Source organism: Tsukamurella spumae, from assembly GCF_012396015.1.
GTDB lineage: Bacteria > Actinomycetota > Actinomycetes > Mycobacteriales > Mycobacteriaceae > Tsukamurella > Tsukamurella spumae.
This window is the reverse complement of record NZ_JAAXOQ010000039.1, coordinates 16221-30109: the sequence shown is the minus strand read 5'-3', so window position 1 is coordinate 30109 and position 13889 is coordinate 16221. Positions and strand designations below refer to the sequence as shown.

Below are 13889 nucleotides of genomic sequence, written 5' to 3'. Positions count from 1 at the left end.
AGCTCGAAGATGTTCCACGGCGGCCTGCGGTACCTCGAGCAGCTGGAGTTCGGGCTGGTCCGCGAGGCCCTGCACGAGCGCGAGCTGTCGCTCTCGACGCTCGCGCCGCACCTGGTCAAGCCGCTGCGCCGGGGGCGGTGGCGGTCGCGGTGGCCGTGCCCGTGCTCCCGCGGCCGGCCGTGCCCGCAGCCGCAGTGGTCGTGGTGGCCGTCGTCGTCGGCGTCGAGGCCGTGCTCGCCACCGACACCTTCACGCTGGTGCCGACGGCGGCCTCGACCGCGGCGCGGCTACCGGCCTGGATCACGGCACCGTCGAGCGCGGCGGGGACCGGGGCGAGGATCGTGGGATTGATGTTGGCGTTGCCGGGGATCGGGGCGCCGGGCAGCGCGAGGATCGGCTCGACCTTCGCGGACGTGGGCAGCGGCGCGAGCACCACTCCCGGCGCGACGGGCGCGCTGACCACGGTGGTCGTCGTGGTCGTGGTCGTCGTCGTGGTGTACACAGGCGCGACGATCGTGCCCTGCCCGCGCACGTCGACGACGCGTCCGGGCGTGACGGCCCAGACCGGGTAGAAGGGTTCGCTGTACCGCGGGTTGACCTTGCGATACGGGTTGGTGCCGAGGTTGATCGTGATCGACACGGAGATGATCGGCTGCGGCCTGGGCTGCGCCCAGTCCCGCGGGTAGATCCACATCACCGGGCTGTCGGCCCGGAAACCGGGATCGAACCACGGCTTGGGGTAGCTCGGCCGGTCCCAGGGCCGCGGCTGACCCGGCACCCACGGGCGCACGCCGAGCTGGCGACCGTAGACGCTCCAGCAGACCTGCGTCTGGTACTCGGGGCCCGCGACCCACGAGCCCCAACGGCCGGTGTCGCAGATGGCGCGGTAGGCGTCGATCTGGTGCGGCGTGTACTGCCACGGCCGCGTGTTCGCGGGCCGGGCCAGCGGCTCCGGCACCGGGGGCTGCGCCGCGGGACGGATGTCGGCGGGGAGCACGTCCGCGGGAACGGGCGGGTAGTAGACCGTGGTGTTGTCGGTGGTCGAGGTGATCGTGCCCTGCGGCAGGCCCGAGTTCACGACGGCCTGCGCGGCCACCGGATCGCCGACCATCATCACGTTCTTGGGCGGCACGGCCACGCCGTCCGTCTGGAAGGCGCCCGGGTTGGCGGTGTACTGGTCGCCCGTGACCGGGCTGAACGCGACCGGCGAATCCTGCGTGGCCGAATCCTTGCCGCAGGCCGCGAGCAAGCCCGCCACCGACAGCAGCGCAGCCGCCCCCGCCCCGATCTTCAACCCGTTCATCGCGTCCTCCGAACCAGATCCTGGCCGCGAGGGATCCCGCGACGACTCACCCATTCTTGTACTCCGGCCCCGTCCGCGCCATCCTCCGAACGGTGGAATCCTTCGATCCCGACCGGCAATGCAGTCATTGACTGCATTGCTAGCATTGCAGGCATGGCGACGCTGACCATCCGCAACCTGCCGGACCACGTGAAGGACCGGCTGCGGGTGCGTGCGGCACACAACGGCAGGTCGATGGAGGCGGAGGCACGCATGATCCTGGAGGAATCCCTGGTCGAGCCCGGGACGGTCGACCTGAGCTGGGTCGAGGCGTTCATCGAGATCGGGCGCACCTACGGCCCCGTCGACCTGCCCGTTCCGCCGCGCGAGGTGGAGCCTGCCTGGACCTTCGACGAGCCGTGATCATCCTCGACACGAACGTCATCTCGGCCTTGATGGCAGACACCCGCGAGGTAGTCGCCTGGGCGATGGCGTTGGGTGAACAACCCGTGACCACCGCGATCACGAAGGCGGAACTGCTGTACGGCATCGAGCAGCTACCCGACGGTGGCCGCAAACGCGGGTACCGCGCACGATCGGCCGATGCCCTGGCACTCGTCCACGACATCCTCCCGGTCACGGCTCACAGCGCCGAGGCCTACGCGGCGATCCGCGCGCAACGACAACATGATGGCCGGCCGATCACAACAGCGGACGCCATGATCGCGGCGATCGCCCGGCAGACCGGGGCCGGCCTGGCCACGCGGAACGTCAAGGACTTCGAGGGCCTCGGTCTGCGACTCGTCGATCCCTGGAACCACACGATCTAGACAAAGGTAGATGAATACGTAGCCTGGATGCCATGAAGACGATCACCGTCGCCGAGCTCCGCCAGAACCCCACGGCCGCGCTCGCGGAAGTGGAGAACGGGGAAACCTACGCGGTGACCAGGCACCGTCGGGTCGTGGCACGGCTCGTTCCGCCCGAGCCGACGATCGACCTCATCCCGCCGCGGAAGAAGGGTGGCGCGAAGCTGTCCGATCGTCCGAGTCCGTTGCCCAAGCGCAGCGTTGCGGAGATCGACGAGATTCTCCGCGAGATGCGCGAGGACCGATGACGTTCTACTACCTCGACACGTCCGTCGCGGTACACGCACTGCAACGAACTCCCGGAGCGGTCACCTGGCTGGAATCGACCTCTGTCGCCCCCGAGTCGACGATCCTCTCGTCGCGGATCCTCCAGACGGAACTCACCCGCTACCTCCGGCGCGAGGCCGCGAAGGTCAGCGCTCGGGACGAGATCCTCGACCACGTCTCGGTCAGTCCGCTGACCGAAGCGATCCTCACGTCGGCCGAGTCGATCGCGCAGCACCTCCGCACGCTCGACGCGATCCATCTCGCGACAGCACTCGCGCTGGGCTCGAGGACCGTCATGGTCACCCACGACGCGAGGCTCGCCGAGGTCGCGGAGGCGCACGGGCTCACCGTCGAGGACCCGGTGACGTGACGCTCCGCTGCCGAGCCGCGCGGCGCGCGCCTGGCCTACGCTCGGACGCATGACCGTACGAGACCACGGCGACCCCGGCGACGCCCCCACGATCGCCCCGCCGTTGACCGACATCGCCCGCCCCGCGCGCCCCTCCGCGGCAGAGGAGGCGCGCACCGTCGCCGCGGGCACGTTCACCGCGACGCTCGCGTCCCTGACGTCCGACGGTGCGCCCTGGGCCTCCCTGGTGACCTACGGCATGCTCGGCGGCGACCCGGTGCTGTGCGTGTCCCACATGGCCGAACACGGCCGCAACCTGCGGCGCGATCCCCGCGCGAGCCTGTCGATCGTGGCCCCCGCGGCGCCCGGCGATCCGCTCGCGAACACCCGGATCACCTTGGCCGGGCGGGTGCGCGAGCCCGCGGGGCAGGAGGCCGCGGCGGCACGGCAGGCGCACCTCGACGCGGTCCCGGCGGCCCGGCACTACATCGACTACAGCGACTTCACGCTGTGGGTGCTCGGGGTCGAGCGCGTGCGGTGGGTCGGCGGCTACGGCCGCATGGACTCGGCGAGCGGCGCCGACTACGCGGCGGCCGCACCCGACCCGGTGGCCCCGGCGTCCGACGGGGCGGTGCGCCACCTCAACGACGACCACGCGGACTCGCTGCTGGCGATGGCGCAGCGCTTCGGCGGGTACCCGGACGCCACGACGGCCCGCTGCGAGCGCGCCGATCGCTACGGCCTCGACCTGCGGGTCGACACGCCCCGCGGGTGGGCCGTCACGCGCGTCGGCTACCTCGAGCCGCTCGACGATGCCGCCGGGCTGCGCGGTGCGACGGTGCAGCTCGCCCGCCTCGCGGCGGACGCGACCTGACGCGAAGGGCCCCGCACCGTCGAACGACGGTACGGGGCCCTAACTGCGCAAACGCTACTTGACGCCCAGCAGATCGATCACGAACACGAGCGTCTTGCCCGACAGCCGGTGTCCGCCACCGGCGGGCCCGTAGGCGAGGGCGGGCGGGCAGATCAGCTGGCGACGGCCGCCGACCTTCATCCCCGGGATGCCCTCCTGCCAGCCCGCGATGAGGCTGCGCAGCGGGAAGTTGATCGACTCGCCGCGGCTCCAGGACGAGTCGAACTCCTCGCCCGACTCGAACTCGACGCCGAGGTAGTGCACGTCGACGACGCTGCCCGGCTGGGCCTCGGCGCCGTCGCCCACGACGATGTCCTTGATGACGAGTTCGGTGGGCGCGGGGCCCTCGATGAACTCGATCTCCGGCTTGGTCATTGAGGCTCCTTTGATCAGGCGGTGCAGGTTGTCGCGACGAATCGGCGGCATTCAGGCACCGGGGTAGTCACGGGCGGTGTGGCCCGTGTAGATCTGCTGGGGACGGCCGATCTTGGTGGTCGGGTCCTCATGCATCTCGCGCCAGTGGGCGATCCAGCCGGGAAGCCGGCCGAGCGCGAACAGCACCGTGAACATGCGCGTCGGGAAACCCATCGCGCGGTAGATCAGACCGGTGTAGAAGTCCACGTTCGGGTACAGCTTGCGCTCGATGAAGTAGTCGTCGTGCAGCGCGACGTCCTCCAGGCCCTTGGCGATGTCGAGCAGCTCGTCGGATACGCCGAGCAGCTCGAAGATGCGATCCGCGGTCTGCTTCACGATCGCCGCACGGGGGTCGTAGTTCTTGTAGACGCGGTGCCCGAAGCCCATGAGCTTCACGCCGTCTTCCTTGTTCTTGACCTTGTTCATGAAGGCCGTGGTGTCGCCACCGGAGGCCTTGATGTCGTCGAGCATCTCGAGGACGGCCTGGTTGGCGCCGCCGTGCAGCGGGCCCCACAGGGCGTTGATGCCGCCCGAGATCGAGGTGAACAGGTTCGCGTTCGAGGAGCCCACGAGGCGGACGGTGCTGGTCGAGCAGTTCTGCTCGTGGTCCGCGTGCAGGATGAGCAGCATGTCGAGGGCCTTGACCAGCTCGGGGTCGACCTCGTAGGGCTCGGCCGGGAACCCGAAGGTCATCCGCATGAAGTTCTCGACCAGGCTCAGCGAGTTGTCCGGGTAGAGGAAGGGCTGACCGACCGACTTCTTGTACGCGTAGGCGCAGATGGTCGGGAACTTCGCGAGCAGGCGGACGGTCGCGAGCTCGACCTGCGCCGGATCGTTGTGGTTGAGCGAGTCGGGGTAGTACGCGCTGAGCGCGTTCACGGCCGACGAGACGACCGGCATCGGGTGCGCGTTGCGCGGGAAGCCGTTGAAGAAGAGCTTGAGGTCCTCGTGCAGCAGCGTGTGCCGCTGGATCTTGGCCGTGAACTCCGCCAGCTGCTCCGGGCTGGGCAGCTCACCGTGGATCAGCAGGTAGCTGACCTCGATGAAGGTCGACTTCTCCGCGAGCTGCTCGATCGGGTACCCGCGGTAGCGCAGGATCCCCGCGTTGCCGTCGATGTAGGTGATGGCCGACTTACAGGAAGCGGTGTTGACGAAGCCGTTGTCGAAGGTGCTCAGACCGGTCTGCCCGAGGAACTTCCCGAGCGCGATACCGTCTGCGCCCTCGGTCGCCTTGACGATCGGCAGCTCGATCTGGCCGCCAGGGTAGGCGACCGTAGCGTTCGCGGTGTTGTCATCGGTGGACAATGTTCGTATCCCCTCGCTGTAGTCGGCGGATAAAAGCTACCTGGCTAGAACCTAGCGGTATCGCGGCCCTCGGCGAAAACGAGGGTGTCACCTGATCCCCCATTCGGACGTCCACGATCGCCCGGGAGCGATGCGGACCACGTCGGTCCCGGTGTGCAGCGCGTTGCCCGGGGCGGACATCGGCTCGACCGCCACGGCCCGGCCCGGCCCGCCGTCGGCGCCCCGTCCGGGGAAGCCCTTGCCGTCCGCCGGGTCCGCGATGAACACCTGGACCCAGGGCAACGACGGTGCCGTCCACAGCTGGGTCTCCCCCTCCGGTCCGCGCAGGACGTACCGGCCGGACGCACCGGTGAACGGGGTGTCGATGTGGACGCCGGCCAGCGACCGCGGGGCGCGGTAGTCGTACGCCGAGCCCTCGACGGGGCGCGGCGGACCGTCGGGCAGCAGGCGCGCACTGAGGGGCTGCCACTGCTCCGCCCCGAGCTCGAGCGTGCAGTCGTCGACGGAGCTGTCGCCCACCCGGAGGTAGCTGTGGAAGCCGACGGCGAAGGGCAGGTCGACGGTGCCGGTGTTGCGCGCCTCGAAGGCGCAGGTCAGGCCGTCGGCGGCGACGCTGTAGCGGATCCGCAGGTGCAGGTCGAAGGGCCAGCCGCGATGCCGCCCGACGTCGAGGACCAGGGTGACGGCGTCCGCGGCGGTCTCGACATCGTCCCAGTCGACGCGGCGGACGAGGCCGTGATCGGCGGTCCCGGTGACCTCGCTGGTGACCTCGAGGCGGTAGAGCTCGTCGTCCCAGTGGTAGATGCCGTCCTCGGTGCGGCCGGGCCACGGCGCCAGGACCAGCCCCGCGGACAACGGGGGTTTGACTCCCAGTGGCCACTCCTCGGTGAGGGCGACCCCGTTGCGACGCAGGCCGCGCAGGCCCGCGCCGGTGCGCGCGATCTCGGCGACGTAACCGCCGGCCGCGATGGTGAACCCCGGTTGCACCGTCATGGCCGTCATCCTACGGGCGGTACCGCCGGGGCGAGCGGCGTCGGCCGCACCGGCGCCGGCGCAACCCCCTGCTACCCGCGGGCCAGGGCCCCGGCGAGCACCGTCGCGACCGCGGCCTGCAGCGCGGGGACCAGCTCGACCCGGAAGACGGCCAGCTCGGGGTCTACGAGGTAGGCGCTGCCGCACACCCGCGACTGCTCGGCCTGCGTGTAGACGGCGCCCGAGAGGGTGACGAGGAAGACGCACACCGCGGTCGCCCCGTCCCCGAGCTCCGGGACCGCGCGCCGCAGGACCCGCCCCATGAGCTCCATTCCGGCCAGCGCGGCGCGCTTGAACCGCACGATCGCGTCGGTGGAGACATTGCGTTCGAGGACGGCCGCCTGCGCGGCGACGAGGTCGAGCAGTTCCGGCCGCGCGGCCGCGACGCGGGCGTAGACGGCGGCGAACCGCTCGATGCGCTCGGCGGCCGGGGTGGTGGCGTCCGATTCCTCTGCGGTCCAGGCCTCGTCGAGTTCGGCGATCCATCCCGTCGCCGAGCGGGTGAGCACCTCCAGTAGGACCTCCTCGCGGGATTCGAAGTAGCGCAGCACATTCGACTTCGCGAGGCCGACGCGGCGGCTGAGCTCGTTGAGCGTGAGCGCCGCCACGGGCATCTCGCCGAGCATCGCGGCGGCCGCGGCCAGGATCGCCTCCCGCCGTTCCTGCCGCTGCTGCTCGGTGCGCGCCCGCTGGAATCCCACGACTCGATTTTACAGACCACTGGTCTATTGACAGCGGAACGGCGGGCTCCTACCGTGGAGGCACAACAGACCGACGGTCTATTAACCGTCGACGACACAGCAGGAGTGCACATGAGCTGGACCGAGAACGACGTCCCCACCCAGACCGGACGGGTCGCCGTCGTCACCGGCGCCAACACCGGGCTCGGCTTCGAGACGGCCCGAGCGCTCGCGCAGAAGGGCGCCGAGGTGGTGCTCGCGGTCCGCAACCCGGACAAGGGCGCGGAGGCCGTCCGGCGCATCACCGCCGCCGCCCCGGGGTCGACGGTGCGCCTACAGCGCCTGGACCTCGGCTCGCTGGACTCGGTGCGCGAGGCCGCTGCGGAGCTGCGGGAGAGCACGCCCCGGATCGACCTGCTGATCAACAACGCCGGCGTCATGTATCCGCCGAAGCAGACCACGGCCGACGGCTTCGAGCTGCAGTTCGGCACCAATCACCTGGGCCACTTCGCCTGGACCGCACAGGTTCTCGACCTCGTGCTCGACGTTCCGGGCTCCCGCGTGGTGACGGTGGCCTCGCTCGCCCACCGCATCCGCGCGGCGATCCACTTCGACGACCTGCAGTGGGAGCGCTCCTACGACCGGGTCGCCGCCTACGGGCAGAGCAAGCTCGCGAACCTGCTCTTCCACTACGAGTTGCAGCGCCGCCTCGAGGCGCGCGCATCGGGCGAGCACGGCACCGTCGCCGTCGCGGCGCACCCGGGCATCGCCGACACCGAGCTGGTCCGCAACCTGCCCAAGGCCCTCCAGATGGCGCAGGTCGCCGCTCCCCTGTTCTCGCACGACGCGCAGCACGGCGCGCTGTCTCAGCTGCGCGCGGCGACGGACCCGAGCGCGCTCGGCGGCCAGTACTACGGCCCGGACGGACTCGGCGAGCGGCGCGGTGCCCCGAGGGTCGTCGCCTCCAGCGGCCAGTCCTACGACCTGGACCTGCAGCGCCGCCTGTGGGCCGTGTCCGAGGAGCTCACCGGGGTGTCCTTCCCGGTCTGAGGTTCAGCCCAGGATCTTCTGCAGCCACGAAGGATCGGTGAGCGCGACCTGCGCTCCGTCGTGCAGCACCGTCGGGGTGCCCGTGCCGCCGGCGGCGGTGAGGAGCTTGAGGTTCGCGGCTCCCACCGCCTTGCCGTCGACCCCAGTGGTGCCAAGCTGGATACGGTGGATCACGGAGTCTGCCGCCCCGGACGCGGCGGCCACCTCAGCGAGCCGCTCGGTCGACAGATCCGCGGTGCCTCCCTCTTTCGGCTGTATCGCGAAGAGTCCGTAAATGAATCGATCGATGACGGAGGCCGACGACCCTGCGTTGGCCAGCGCCAATAGCACGGCCGCGGAGCGAGACGAGTAGGTACGACTCACAGACTGACCATCGAGGAAGGTCACCGGCCGATAGATCACGGTGAGCCTCCCCGCATCGGCCGCGGCGTAGAGCGCTCGCTCGTACTTACTCGAGAATTCCGCGCATGCCGGGCAGAGGAAGTCCAGGTAGACCGTGACCGTGGGGATGCCGGCTCCCGCCTTCCCGACGACCACGCCGGTGCCGTCCGTCGACGTACGACTGTCCGTGCGCGAACTCGCGGGCTCAGCCCCAGTAGTGGACGCGGCAGCCGCGGTGCCGGACGGGTCCGCGACCGCGGTCCCCGCGATGGAGCGACTGCACGCGGCCAGGCCGAGCACCGCGACGAGCACGGCCACGACGACGGAGATTCCCCGGAGCATCCTCATGCCGCGAGGATACGGGGCGGTCAGCGTATGACGCGGTAGCGGACGAAGGCAGGCACGGCGAACGCGGCGAGCACGGTGAAGACGATGACGAGCACGCCGCCGCCCGCGGCGGCCATCGCGGCACCGGCGGTGGCGGCCGCGGCGCCGTGCGCGACATCGCCGATCCGCGGCCCACCGGCCACGACCACGGTGAACACGCCCTGCAGGCGACCGCGGACATCGTCGGTGGCGGCCTCCTGCAGCATCGTGGTGCGGAAGGCTGCGGAGAACATGTCCGCGGCGCCGCCCAGCGCGAGCATCACCAGCGCCGCCCACAGCCAGCTGAAGTGCGCGGCCACGCCGAAGCCCGCCATCGCGGCGCCCCACAGCACGATCATCACGATCACGGACAGCCCCTGCCGCGCGACCCGCGAGGTCCAGCCGGAGAGCACGCCGCCGAGCACGGCGCCCACGGACATCGCGGCGAACAGCGCCCCGAACACGAAGCCGCCCTCGATCGGATCACCGAAGTTCTCGTGCGCGATCTGCGGGAACAGCGCCCGCGGCATGCCGAAGACCATCGCGATGATGTCGACGACGAAGCTCATCAGCAGCACCTTGTGGCCGGCGAGGTAGCGGAAGCCGTCGATCACCGATCGCAGCCCCAGCGACTGTCCCTTGTCCTCCGCCTTGATCGACGGCAGGCGCCAGACGGCCCAGAGCGTGAGCATGAGCGACGCGGCGTCCAGCGTGTAGAGCCAGTGCACGCCGATGATCGGGATCAGCGGCGCGCCCAGCATCGGGCCGGCGATGGCCCCGAACTGCATCACGGTCATGTTCAGCGAGTTCGCCGCCGGCAGCTGCTCGGGCGGGACGAGGCGGGCGTAGATCGCGGAGCGGGTGGGCTGGTTGACGCCGAAGAAGGCCTGTTGCAGGGCGAAGGCGCACAGGATCAGCCACACGTTGTTCGGCAGCACGGCGAGCAGCAGCGCGCTGCCGGCCAGGCCCAGCGTGGTGCCGATGATCACGAGCCGGCGGTCGAGGGCGTCGGCGATCGCACCGCCCCACAGCCCGAAGATCACCAGGGGGACCAGGCCGAAGACGCCGGTCAGGCCGACGTACGCCGAGGAGCCGGTGATCGCGTAGATCTGCGCCGGGACGGCGACCGCCGTCAGCTGCGCCCCGATGACGGTGACGATCCCCGTCCACCACAGCCGCCGGTAATCGGGATTGTGGAGCGGACGCGTATCCGCCAGGAGTCTCGGCACCGAAAGATCCTACGACTTCCTCAGCAGCGCCCGCGACTCGATATCAGGGCTGGAGACGCACCGCCGCGTAGTCGGGGGCGGTGAGACGCACGCGGTTGTGCACGCGGTTCTCCCGGCCCTGCCAGAATTCGACGACCTGCGGCGCGATGCGGTAGCCGCCCCACTCCGGGGGCACCGGCACCTCGACGCCCTCGAACCGGGCCTCGACCTCGGCGAACCGGTCGGCCATCTCGGCCCGCGAGGCCACCGGTCGCGACTGGTCCGACGCCCACGCCCCGAGCTGCGAGCCGCGCGGCCGTTCGGCCCAGTACGCCGCCGTCTCCTCCGCGCTCACCCGCGCCACCGCGCCGCGCACGTGCACCTGCCGATGGATCGCGATCCACGGGAAGGTCACGGCCGCCACGGGATTCGCCTCCACCGCACGGGCCTTGTCCGAGCCGTAGTTGGTGTAGAACACGACACCGCGCTCGTCGAGGCCCTTGCACAGGACGGTTCGGGTGGCGGGCAGCCCGGCGGCGTCGACGGTGGCCAGCACCATCGCGTTGGGCTCGGGCGCCTGCGCGGCCACGGCCTCGGCGAACCAGGAGCGCCACAGCGGCACCCAACCCGCGGCGAGATCCTCGGGCTGCAGGTCGAACGGGCTACCGTCGTACTTCTCGCGCATCGCCGTGAGGTCCACGCCACTAAGGTTAGGCGCATGACTGAGATTCCCGGCGGACTGGAAGGCGTGGTCGCGTTCTCCACCGAGATCGCGGAGCCGGACAAGCAGGGCGGGGTGCTGCGGTACCGGGGCGTCGACGTGGCCGATCTGGTGCGCAACCAGGTCACCTACGCCGAGGTGTGGGGCCTGCTGGTGGACGGGGAGTTCGGCAACCCGCTGCCGGCGGCCGAGCCCTTCCCGCTGCCGATCCACAGCGGCGATGTCCGCGTGGACGCCCAGGCCGGCCTCGCGATCCTCGGGCCACTGTGGGGCTACGAGCCGCTGCTCGACATCGACGACGCGACGGCGCGGGAGAATCTCGCGCGCGCCTCGGTCACCACGCTGAGCTTCGTGGCGCAGTCGGCCCGCGGCCTGGAGCGGCCCGCGGTGCCGCAGCGGGTCATCGATCAGTCGCCCACGGTCACGCACCGGTTCATGACCCGGTGGCAGGGCGAGCCCGACCCGGACCACGTGCGCGCCATCGACGCCTACTTCGTCACGGCGGCGGAGCACGGCCTCAACACCTCCACGCTCACCGCGCGCGTCATCGCGTCGACGGGGGCCGATGTCTCGACGGCGCTCTCGGGCGCGGTCGGCGCCCTGTCGGGCCCGCTGCACGGCGGCGCACCGTCGCGCGTGCTGCCGATGCTCGACGAGGTCGAGCGGACGGGGGACCCGCGCCGCTCCGTCACCGACCGGCTGGACCGCGGCGAGCGGATCATGGGCTTCGGGCACCGCGTCTACCGCGCCGAGGATCCGCGGGCCGACGTGCTGCGGACCGTCGCGCGCACCCTGAACGCGCCGCGCTACGAGGCGGCCGCGGCCCTCGAGCGGGAGGCGAACGCGCTGTTCGCGGAGCGCCGGCCCGACCGTGCGATCTCGACCAATGTGGAGTTCTGGGCGGCGGTGGTGCTCGACTACGCGGGCGTGCCGGTGCGGATGATGCCCGCGATGTTCACCTGCGCCCGCACGGCCGGGTGGTGCGCCCACATCCTGGAGCAGAAACGTGCGGCCAAGCTGATCCGCCCGTCCGCGCAGTACATCGGTCAGGGTCCGCGGCAGCCGGAGGACGTGCCCGGTTGGGACACCATTAGGATTTAGGGCATGACGATCGAGATTCCTGCCGCGCTCAAGCCCGTCGACGGCCGCTTCGGCTGCGGCCCGTCCAAGGTCCGCCCGGAGCAGCTGCAGTCGCTCGTCGACACCGGCGCGTCGGTGTTCGGCACCAGCCACCGTCAGGCTCCCGTCAAGAACGTCGTCGGCCGGGTGCGCGCGGGCCTGAAGGATCTCTTCTCCCTCCCCGAGGGCTACGAGGTGGTGCTCGGCAACGGCGGCACCACGGCCTTCTGGGACGCCGCGGCCTTCGGCCTGATCCGCGAGCGCAGCCAGCACTTCACGTACGGCGAGTTCAGCAACAAGTTCGCGTCCGTCGCCAAGGGCAACCCGTTCATCGGCGACCCGGTCGTCGTGTCGAGCGACCCGGGCAGCGCGCCGGAGCTCGTGGTGGACAACGGAGCCGACGGCCCCGTCGACCTGATCGGCTGGGCCCACAACGAGACCTCGACGGGCGTCGCCGTGCCGGTCAGCCGCCTCGCCGGCAGCGAGAACGCGCTCATCGCGATCGACGCCACCTCGGGTGCGGGCGGCCTGCCGGTGAACATCGCCGACACCGACGTCTACTACTTCGCGCCGCAGAAGTGCTTCGCCGCCGACGGCGGCCTCTGGGTCGCGCTGATGAGCCCCGCCGCCCTCGCGCGCGTGGAGGAGATCAAGGCCTCGGGCCGCTACACCCCCGAGTTCCTCTCGCTGCCGATCGCGGTCGACAACTCGAGCAAGAACCAGACCTACAACACGCCCGCGCTGGCCACCCTGCTGCTCTTCGCCGATCAGATCGAGTGGATGAACGGCAACGGCGGCCTCGACTGGTGCGTCGATCGCACGAAGGACTCCAGCGACCGGCTCTACCAGTGGGCCGAGGCCAGCGAGTTCGCCACGCCCTTCGTCGCTGATCCCGCGCTGCGCAGCCAGGTCGTCGGCACCATCGACTTCGACGAGAAGATCGATGCCGCCGTGGTCGCCAAGACGCTGCGCGAGAACGGCATCGTCGACACGGAGCCGTACCGCAAGCTGGGCCGCAACCAGCTGCGCATCGGCATGTTCCCGGCGATCGACCCCGAGGACGTCACCGCGCTGACCAAGTGCATCGATTTCGTGGTCGAACGCGTGTCTACGGGCGCGTAACGATTCGATAACCTACCCTGAATTCATGCAGGAATTGCGGGTCACGGGAGTGGACGACGACGGGACGTCGGTGGTCTGCGAGGGCCCCGCGGGACGTTTCCGCCTGCCGATCGACGACACCCTGAAGGCGGCTGTGAACGGCGAGATGACGGGCGGGCAGACGGAGCTCGAGCTGGGCACCGACCTGTCGCCGCGGGAGATCCAGGCCCGTATCCGTGCGGGGGCCACCGTCGAGGAGATCGCCGAGTTGACCGGCGCCCCGAACCACCGGATCAAGCGGTTCGCCGGACCGGTGCTGCTGGAGCGTTCCCGCGCGGCGGAGATGGCGCAGCTGGCCCATCCCGTGCGCGGCGACGGCCCGATGCACGCCACCCTCGCCGACGTGATCCACATGGCCCTGGCCGAGCGGGGCCACGCGGACACCACCGAGTGGGACGCCTTCAAGGGCGCCGACAACCGGTGGGTCGTCGCGATCAGTTGGAGCGTCGGCAAGTCCCGTAACCGAGCGCAGTTCCGGTACGCGCCCGGCGCGCACGGGGGCACCGCGAGCCCCGTCGACGACACCGCCCGCGGGCTGCTCGATCCCGATGCGCGGCAAGGACTCCGGAGCATCGATCGGTCGGTCGACGAGCCGCTCCGTGCCGTGCCCGGCGCGCGCGGCCCGGTCCGGGAGGGCGAGGCCGAGGAGCGCGCCGAGCGTCCGGCCCAGGCCCCTGCTGCCGCGGTGGGCCAGCACGGGCGTCGTCATCCCGAGATGCCCTCCTGGGAGGACGTGCTGCTCGGGGTCCGCGGCGGGAAGAACGGCTAGGGC

At 70.8% G+C, this 13889-nt stretch carries 17 protein-coding genes; 9 read left to right on the top strand and 8 right to left on the bottom strand.

All coding sequences use genetic code 11. From position 1 onward, the window contains the following. Window positions 1–115 precede the first annotated feature (115 nt). Window positions 116–1303, bottom strand: coding sequence for a hypothetical protein (locus HF999_RS20275; protein ID WP_168547620.1), 1188 nt, complete (start codon window positions 1301–1303; stop codon window positions 116–118). A gap of 153 nt (window positions 1304–1456) precedes the next feature. Here HF999_RS20275 and HF999_RS20270 point away from each other — a divergent pair, with 153 nt between their 5' ends. Genes HF999_RS20270 through HF999_RS20250 form a run of 5 tightly spaced genes read left to right on the top strand, consistent with a single transcriptional unit; the run spans window position 1457 to window position 3641 of the window. Continuing rightward, the gene (locus HF999_RS20270) at window positions 1457–1705 is read left to right on the top strand and encodes a FitA-like ribbon-helix-helix domain-containing protein (protein ID WP_168547619.1); all 249 of its coding nucleotides are present in this window, start codon (window positions 1457–1459) and stop codon (window positions 1703–1705) included. After that, entirely contained in the window at window positions 1702–2112 is a 411-nt protein-coding gene (locus HF999_RS20265; protein ID WP_168547618.1) for a type II toxin-antitoxin system VapC family toxin, read from the top strand. The genes HF999_RS20270 and HF999_RS20265 overlap by 4 nt, the downstream gene beginning before the upstream one ends. Window positions 2113–2144: 32 nt before the next feature. After that, window positions 2145–2399 (top strand): type II toxin-antitoxin system Phd/YefM family antitoxin, encoded by a 255-nt coding sequence (locus HF999_RS20260; protein WP_168547617.1) that lies wholly within the window; start codon window positions 2145–2147, stop codon window positions 2397–2399. Further along, window positions 2396–2788, top strand: coding sequence for a type II toxin-antitoxin system VapC family toxin (locus HF999_RS20255; RefSeq protein ID WP_168547616.1), 393 nt, complete (start codon window positions 2396–2398; stop codon window positions 2786–2788). The genes HF999_RS20260 and HF999_RS20255 overlap by 4 nt, the downstream gene beginning before the upstream one ends. 49 nt (window positions 2789–2837) lie before the next feature. Continuing rightward, on the top strand, window positions 2838–3641 hold the full coding sequence (locus HF999_RS20250) for a HugZ family pyridoxamine 5'-phosphate oxidase (RefSeq protein WP_168547615.1): 804 nt from the start codon (window positions 2838–2840) through the stop codon (window positions 3639–3641). Window positions 3642–3695: 54 nt separating this feature from the next. On the opposite strand, the gene HF999_RS20245 is transcribed toward HF999_RS20250, so the two are convergent. From HF999_RS20245 to HF999_RS20230, 4 genes are all read right to left on the bottom strand, one after another. Next, a complete protein-coding gene (locus HF999_RS20245) occupies window positions 3696–4055 on the bottom strand; it encodes an FKBP-type peptidyl-prolyl cis-trans isomerase (protein ID WP_068574637.1) in 360 nt (119 codons plus the stop codon). Between the two features lie 51 nt (window positions 4056–4106). Further along, on the bottom strand, window positions 4107–5399 hold the full coding sequence (locus HF999_RS20240) for a citrate synthase (protein ID WP_168547614.1): 1293 nt from the start codon (window positions 5397–5399) through the stop codon (window positions 4107–4109). An 87-nt stretch (window positions 5400–5486) separates the two neighbouring features. After that, complete coding sequence (locus HF999_RS20235) at window positions 5487–6392, bottom strand: aldose 1-epimerase family protein (RefSeq protein WP_246208227.1); 906 nt, start codon at window positions 6390–6392, stop codon at window positions 5487–5489. A 71-nt stretch (window positions 6393–6463) separates the two neighbouring features. Further along, on the bottom strand, window positions 6464–7132 hold the full coding sequence (locus HF999_RS20230; protein WP_168547612.1) for a TetR/AcrR family transcriptional regulator: 669 nt from the start codon (window positions 7130–7132) through the stop codon (window positions 6464–6466). Between the two features lie 111 nt (window positions 7133–7243). Between HF999_RS20230 and HF999_RS20225 the strand changes: the two genes are divergently transcribed. Next, the gene (locus HF999_RS20225; protein WP_168547611.1) at window positions 7244–8161 is read left to right on the top strand and encodes an SDR family NAD(P)-dependent oxidoreductase; all 918 of its coding nucleotides are present in this window, start codon (window positions 7244–7246) and stop codon (window positions 8159–8161) included. Between the two features lie 3 nt (window positions 8162–8164). Here the strand turns inward: HF999_RS20225 and HF999_RS20220 are convergent, their stop codons facing one another. Genes HF999_RS20220 through pdxH form a run of 3 tightly spaced genes read right to left on the bottom strand, consistent with a single transcriptional unit; the run spans window position 8165 to window position 10801 of the window. Then, window positions 8165–8890, bottom strand: a complete 726-nt coding sequence (locus HF999_RS20220; RefSeq protein WP_168547610.1) for a DsbA family protein — start codon at window positions 8888–8890, stop codon at window positions 8165–8167. A gap of 20 nt (window positions 8891–8910) precedes the next feature. After that, entirely contained in the window at window positions 8911–10137 is a 1227-nt protein-coding gene (locus HF999_RS20215; protein ID WP_168547609.1) for an MFS transporter, read from the bottom strand. A gap of 43 nt (window positions 10138–10180) precedes the next feature. Then, a complete protein-coding gene (pdxH, locus tag HF999_RS20210; protein WP_168547622.1) occupies window positions 10181–10801 on the bottom strand; it encodes a pyridoxamine 5'-phosphate oxidase in 621 nt (206 codons plus the stop codon). A gap of 33 nt (window positions 10802–10834) precedes the next feature. Here pdxH and HF999_RS20205 point away from each other — a divergent pair, with 33 nt between their 5' ends. From HF999_RS20205 to sepH, 3 genes are read left to right on the top strand one after another with little or no spacing between them, the layout of a single operon-like run. Then, window positions 10835–11938, top strand: coding sequence for a citrate synthase 2 (locus HF999_RS20205; protein WP_168547608.1), 1104 nt, complete (start codon window positions 10835–10837; stop codon window positions 11936–11938). Between the two features lie 3 nt (window positions 11939–11941). Beyond that, window positions 11942–13078, top strand: a complete 1137-nt coding sequence (gene serC, locus HF999_RS20200) for a phosphoserine transaminase (RefSeq protein ID WP_168547607.1) — start codon at window positions 11942–11944, stop codon at window positions 13076–13078. Between the two features lie 25 nt (window positions 13079–13103). Beyond that, window positions 13104–13886: a septation protein SepH gene (sepH, locus tag HF999_RS20195; protein ID WP_168547606.1), complete on the top strand. Its 783-nt coding sequence runs from the start codon at window positions 13104–13106 to the stop codon at window positions 13884–13886. Window positions 13887–13889 lie beyond the last annotated feature (3 nt).

What these genes read in the sequence shown, in the direction of transcription:
- HF999_RS20275 (WP_168547620.1), bottom strand. Translation starts at nt 1,303, where the DNA reads ATGAACGGGTTGAAGATCGGGGCGGGGGCGGCTGCGCTGCTGTCGGTG.
- HF999_RS20270 (WP_168547619.1), top strand. Translation starts at nt 1,457, where the DNA reads ATGGCGACGCTGACCATCCGCAACCTGCCGGACCACGTGAAGGACCGG.
- HF999_RS20260 (WP_168547617.1), top strand. Translation starts at nt 2,145, where the DNA reads ATGAAGACGATCACCGTCGCCGAGCTCCGCCAGAACCCCACGGCCGCG.
- HF999_RS20255 (WP_168547616.1), top strand. Translation starts at nt 2,396, where the DNA reads ATGACGTTCTACTACCTCGACACGTCCGTCGCGGTACACGCACTGCAA.
- HF999_RS20250 (WP_168547615.1), top strand. Translation starts at nt 2,838, where the DNA reads ATGACCGTACGAGACCACGGCGACCCCGGCGACGCCCCCACGATCGCC.
- HF999_RS20245 (WP_068574637.1), bottom strand. Translation starts at nt 4,055, where the DNA reads ATGACCAAGCCGGAGATCGAGTTCATCGAGGGCCCCGCGCCCACCGAA.
- HF999_RS20235 (WP_246208227.1), bottom strand. Translation starts at nt 6,392, where the DNA reads ATGACGGTGCAACCGGGGTTCACCATCGCGGCCGGCGGTTACGTCGCC.
- HF999_RS20225 (WP_168547611.1), top strand. Translation starts at nt 7,244, where the DNA reads ATGAGCTGGACCGAGAACGACGTCCCCACCCAGACCGGACGGGTCGCC.
- HF999_RS20220 (WP_168547610.1), bottom strand. Translation starts at nt 8,890, where the DNA reads ATGAGGATGCTCCGGGGAATCTCCGTCGTCGTGGCCGTGCTCGTCGCG.
- pdxH (WP_168547622.1), bottom strand. Translation starts at nt 10,801, where the DNA reads ATGCGCGAGAAGTACGACGGTAGCCCGTTCGACCTGCAGCCCGAGGAT.
- HF999_RS20205 (WP_168547608.1), top strand. Translation starts at nt 10,835, where the DNA reads ATGACTGAGATTCCCGGCGGACTGGAAGGCGTGGTCGCGTTCTCCACC.
- serC (WP_168547607.1), top strand. Translation starts at nt 11,942, where the DNA reads ATGACGATCGAGATTCCTGCCGCGCTCAAGCCCGTCGACGGCCGCTTC.
- sepH (WP_168547606.1), top strand. Translation starts at nt 13,104, where the DNA reads ATGCAGGAATTGCGGGTCACGGGAGTGGACGACGACGGGACGTCGGTG.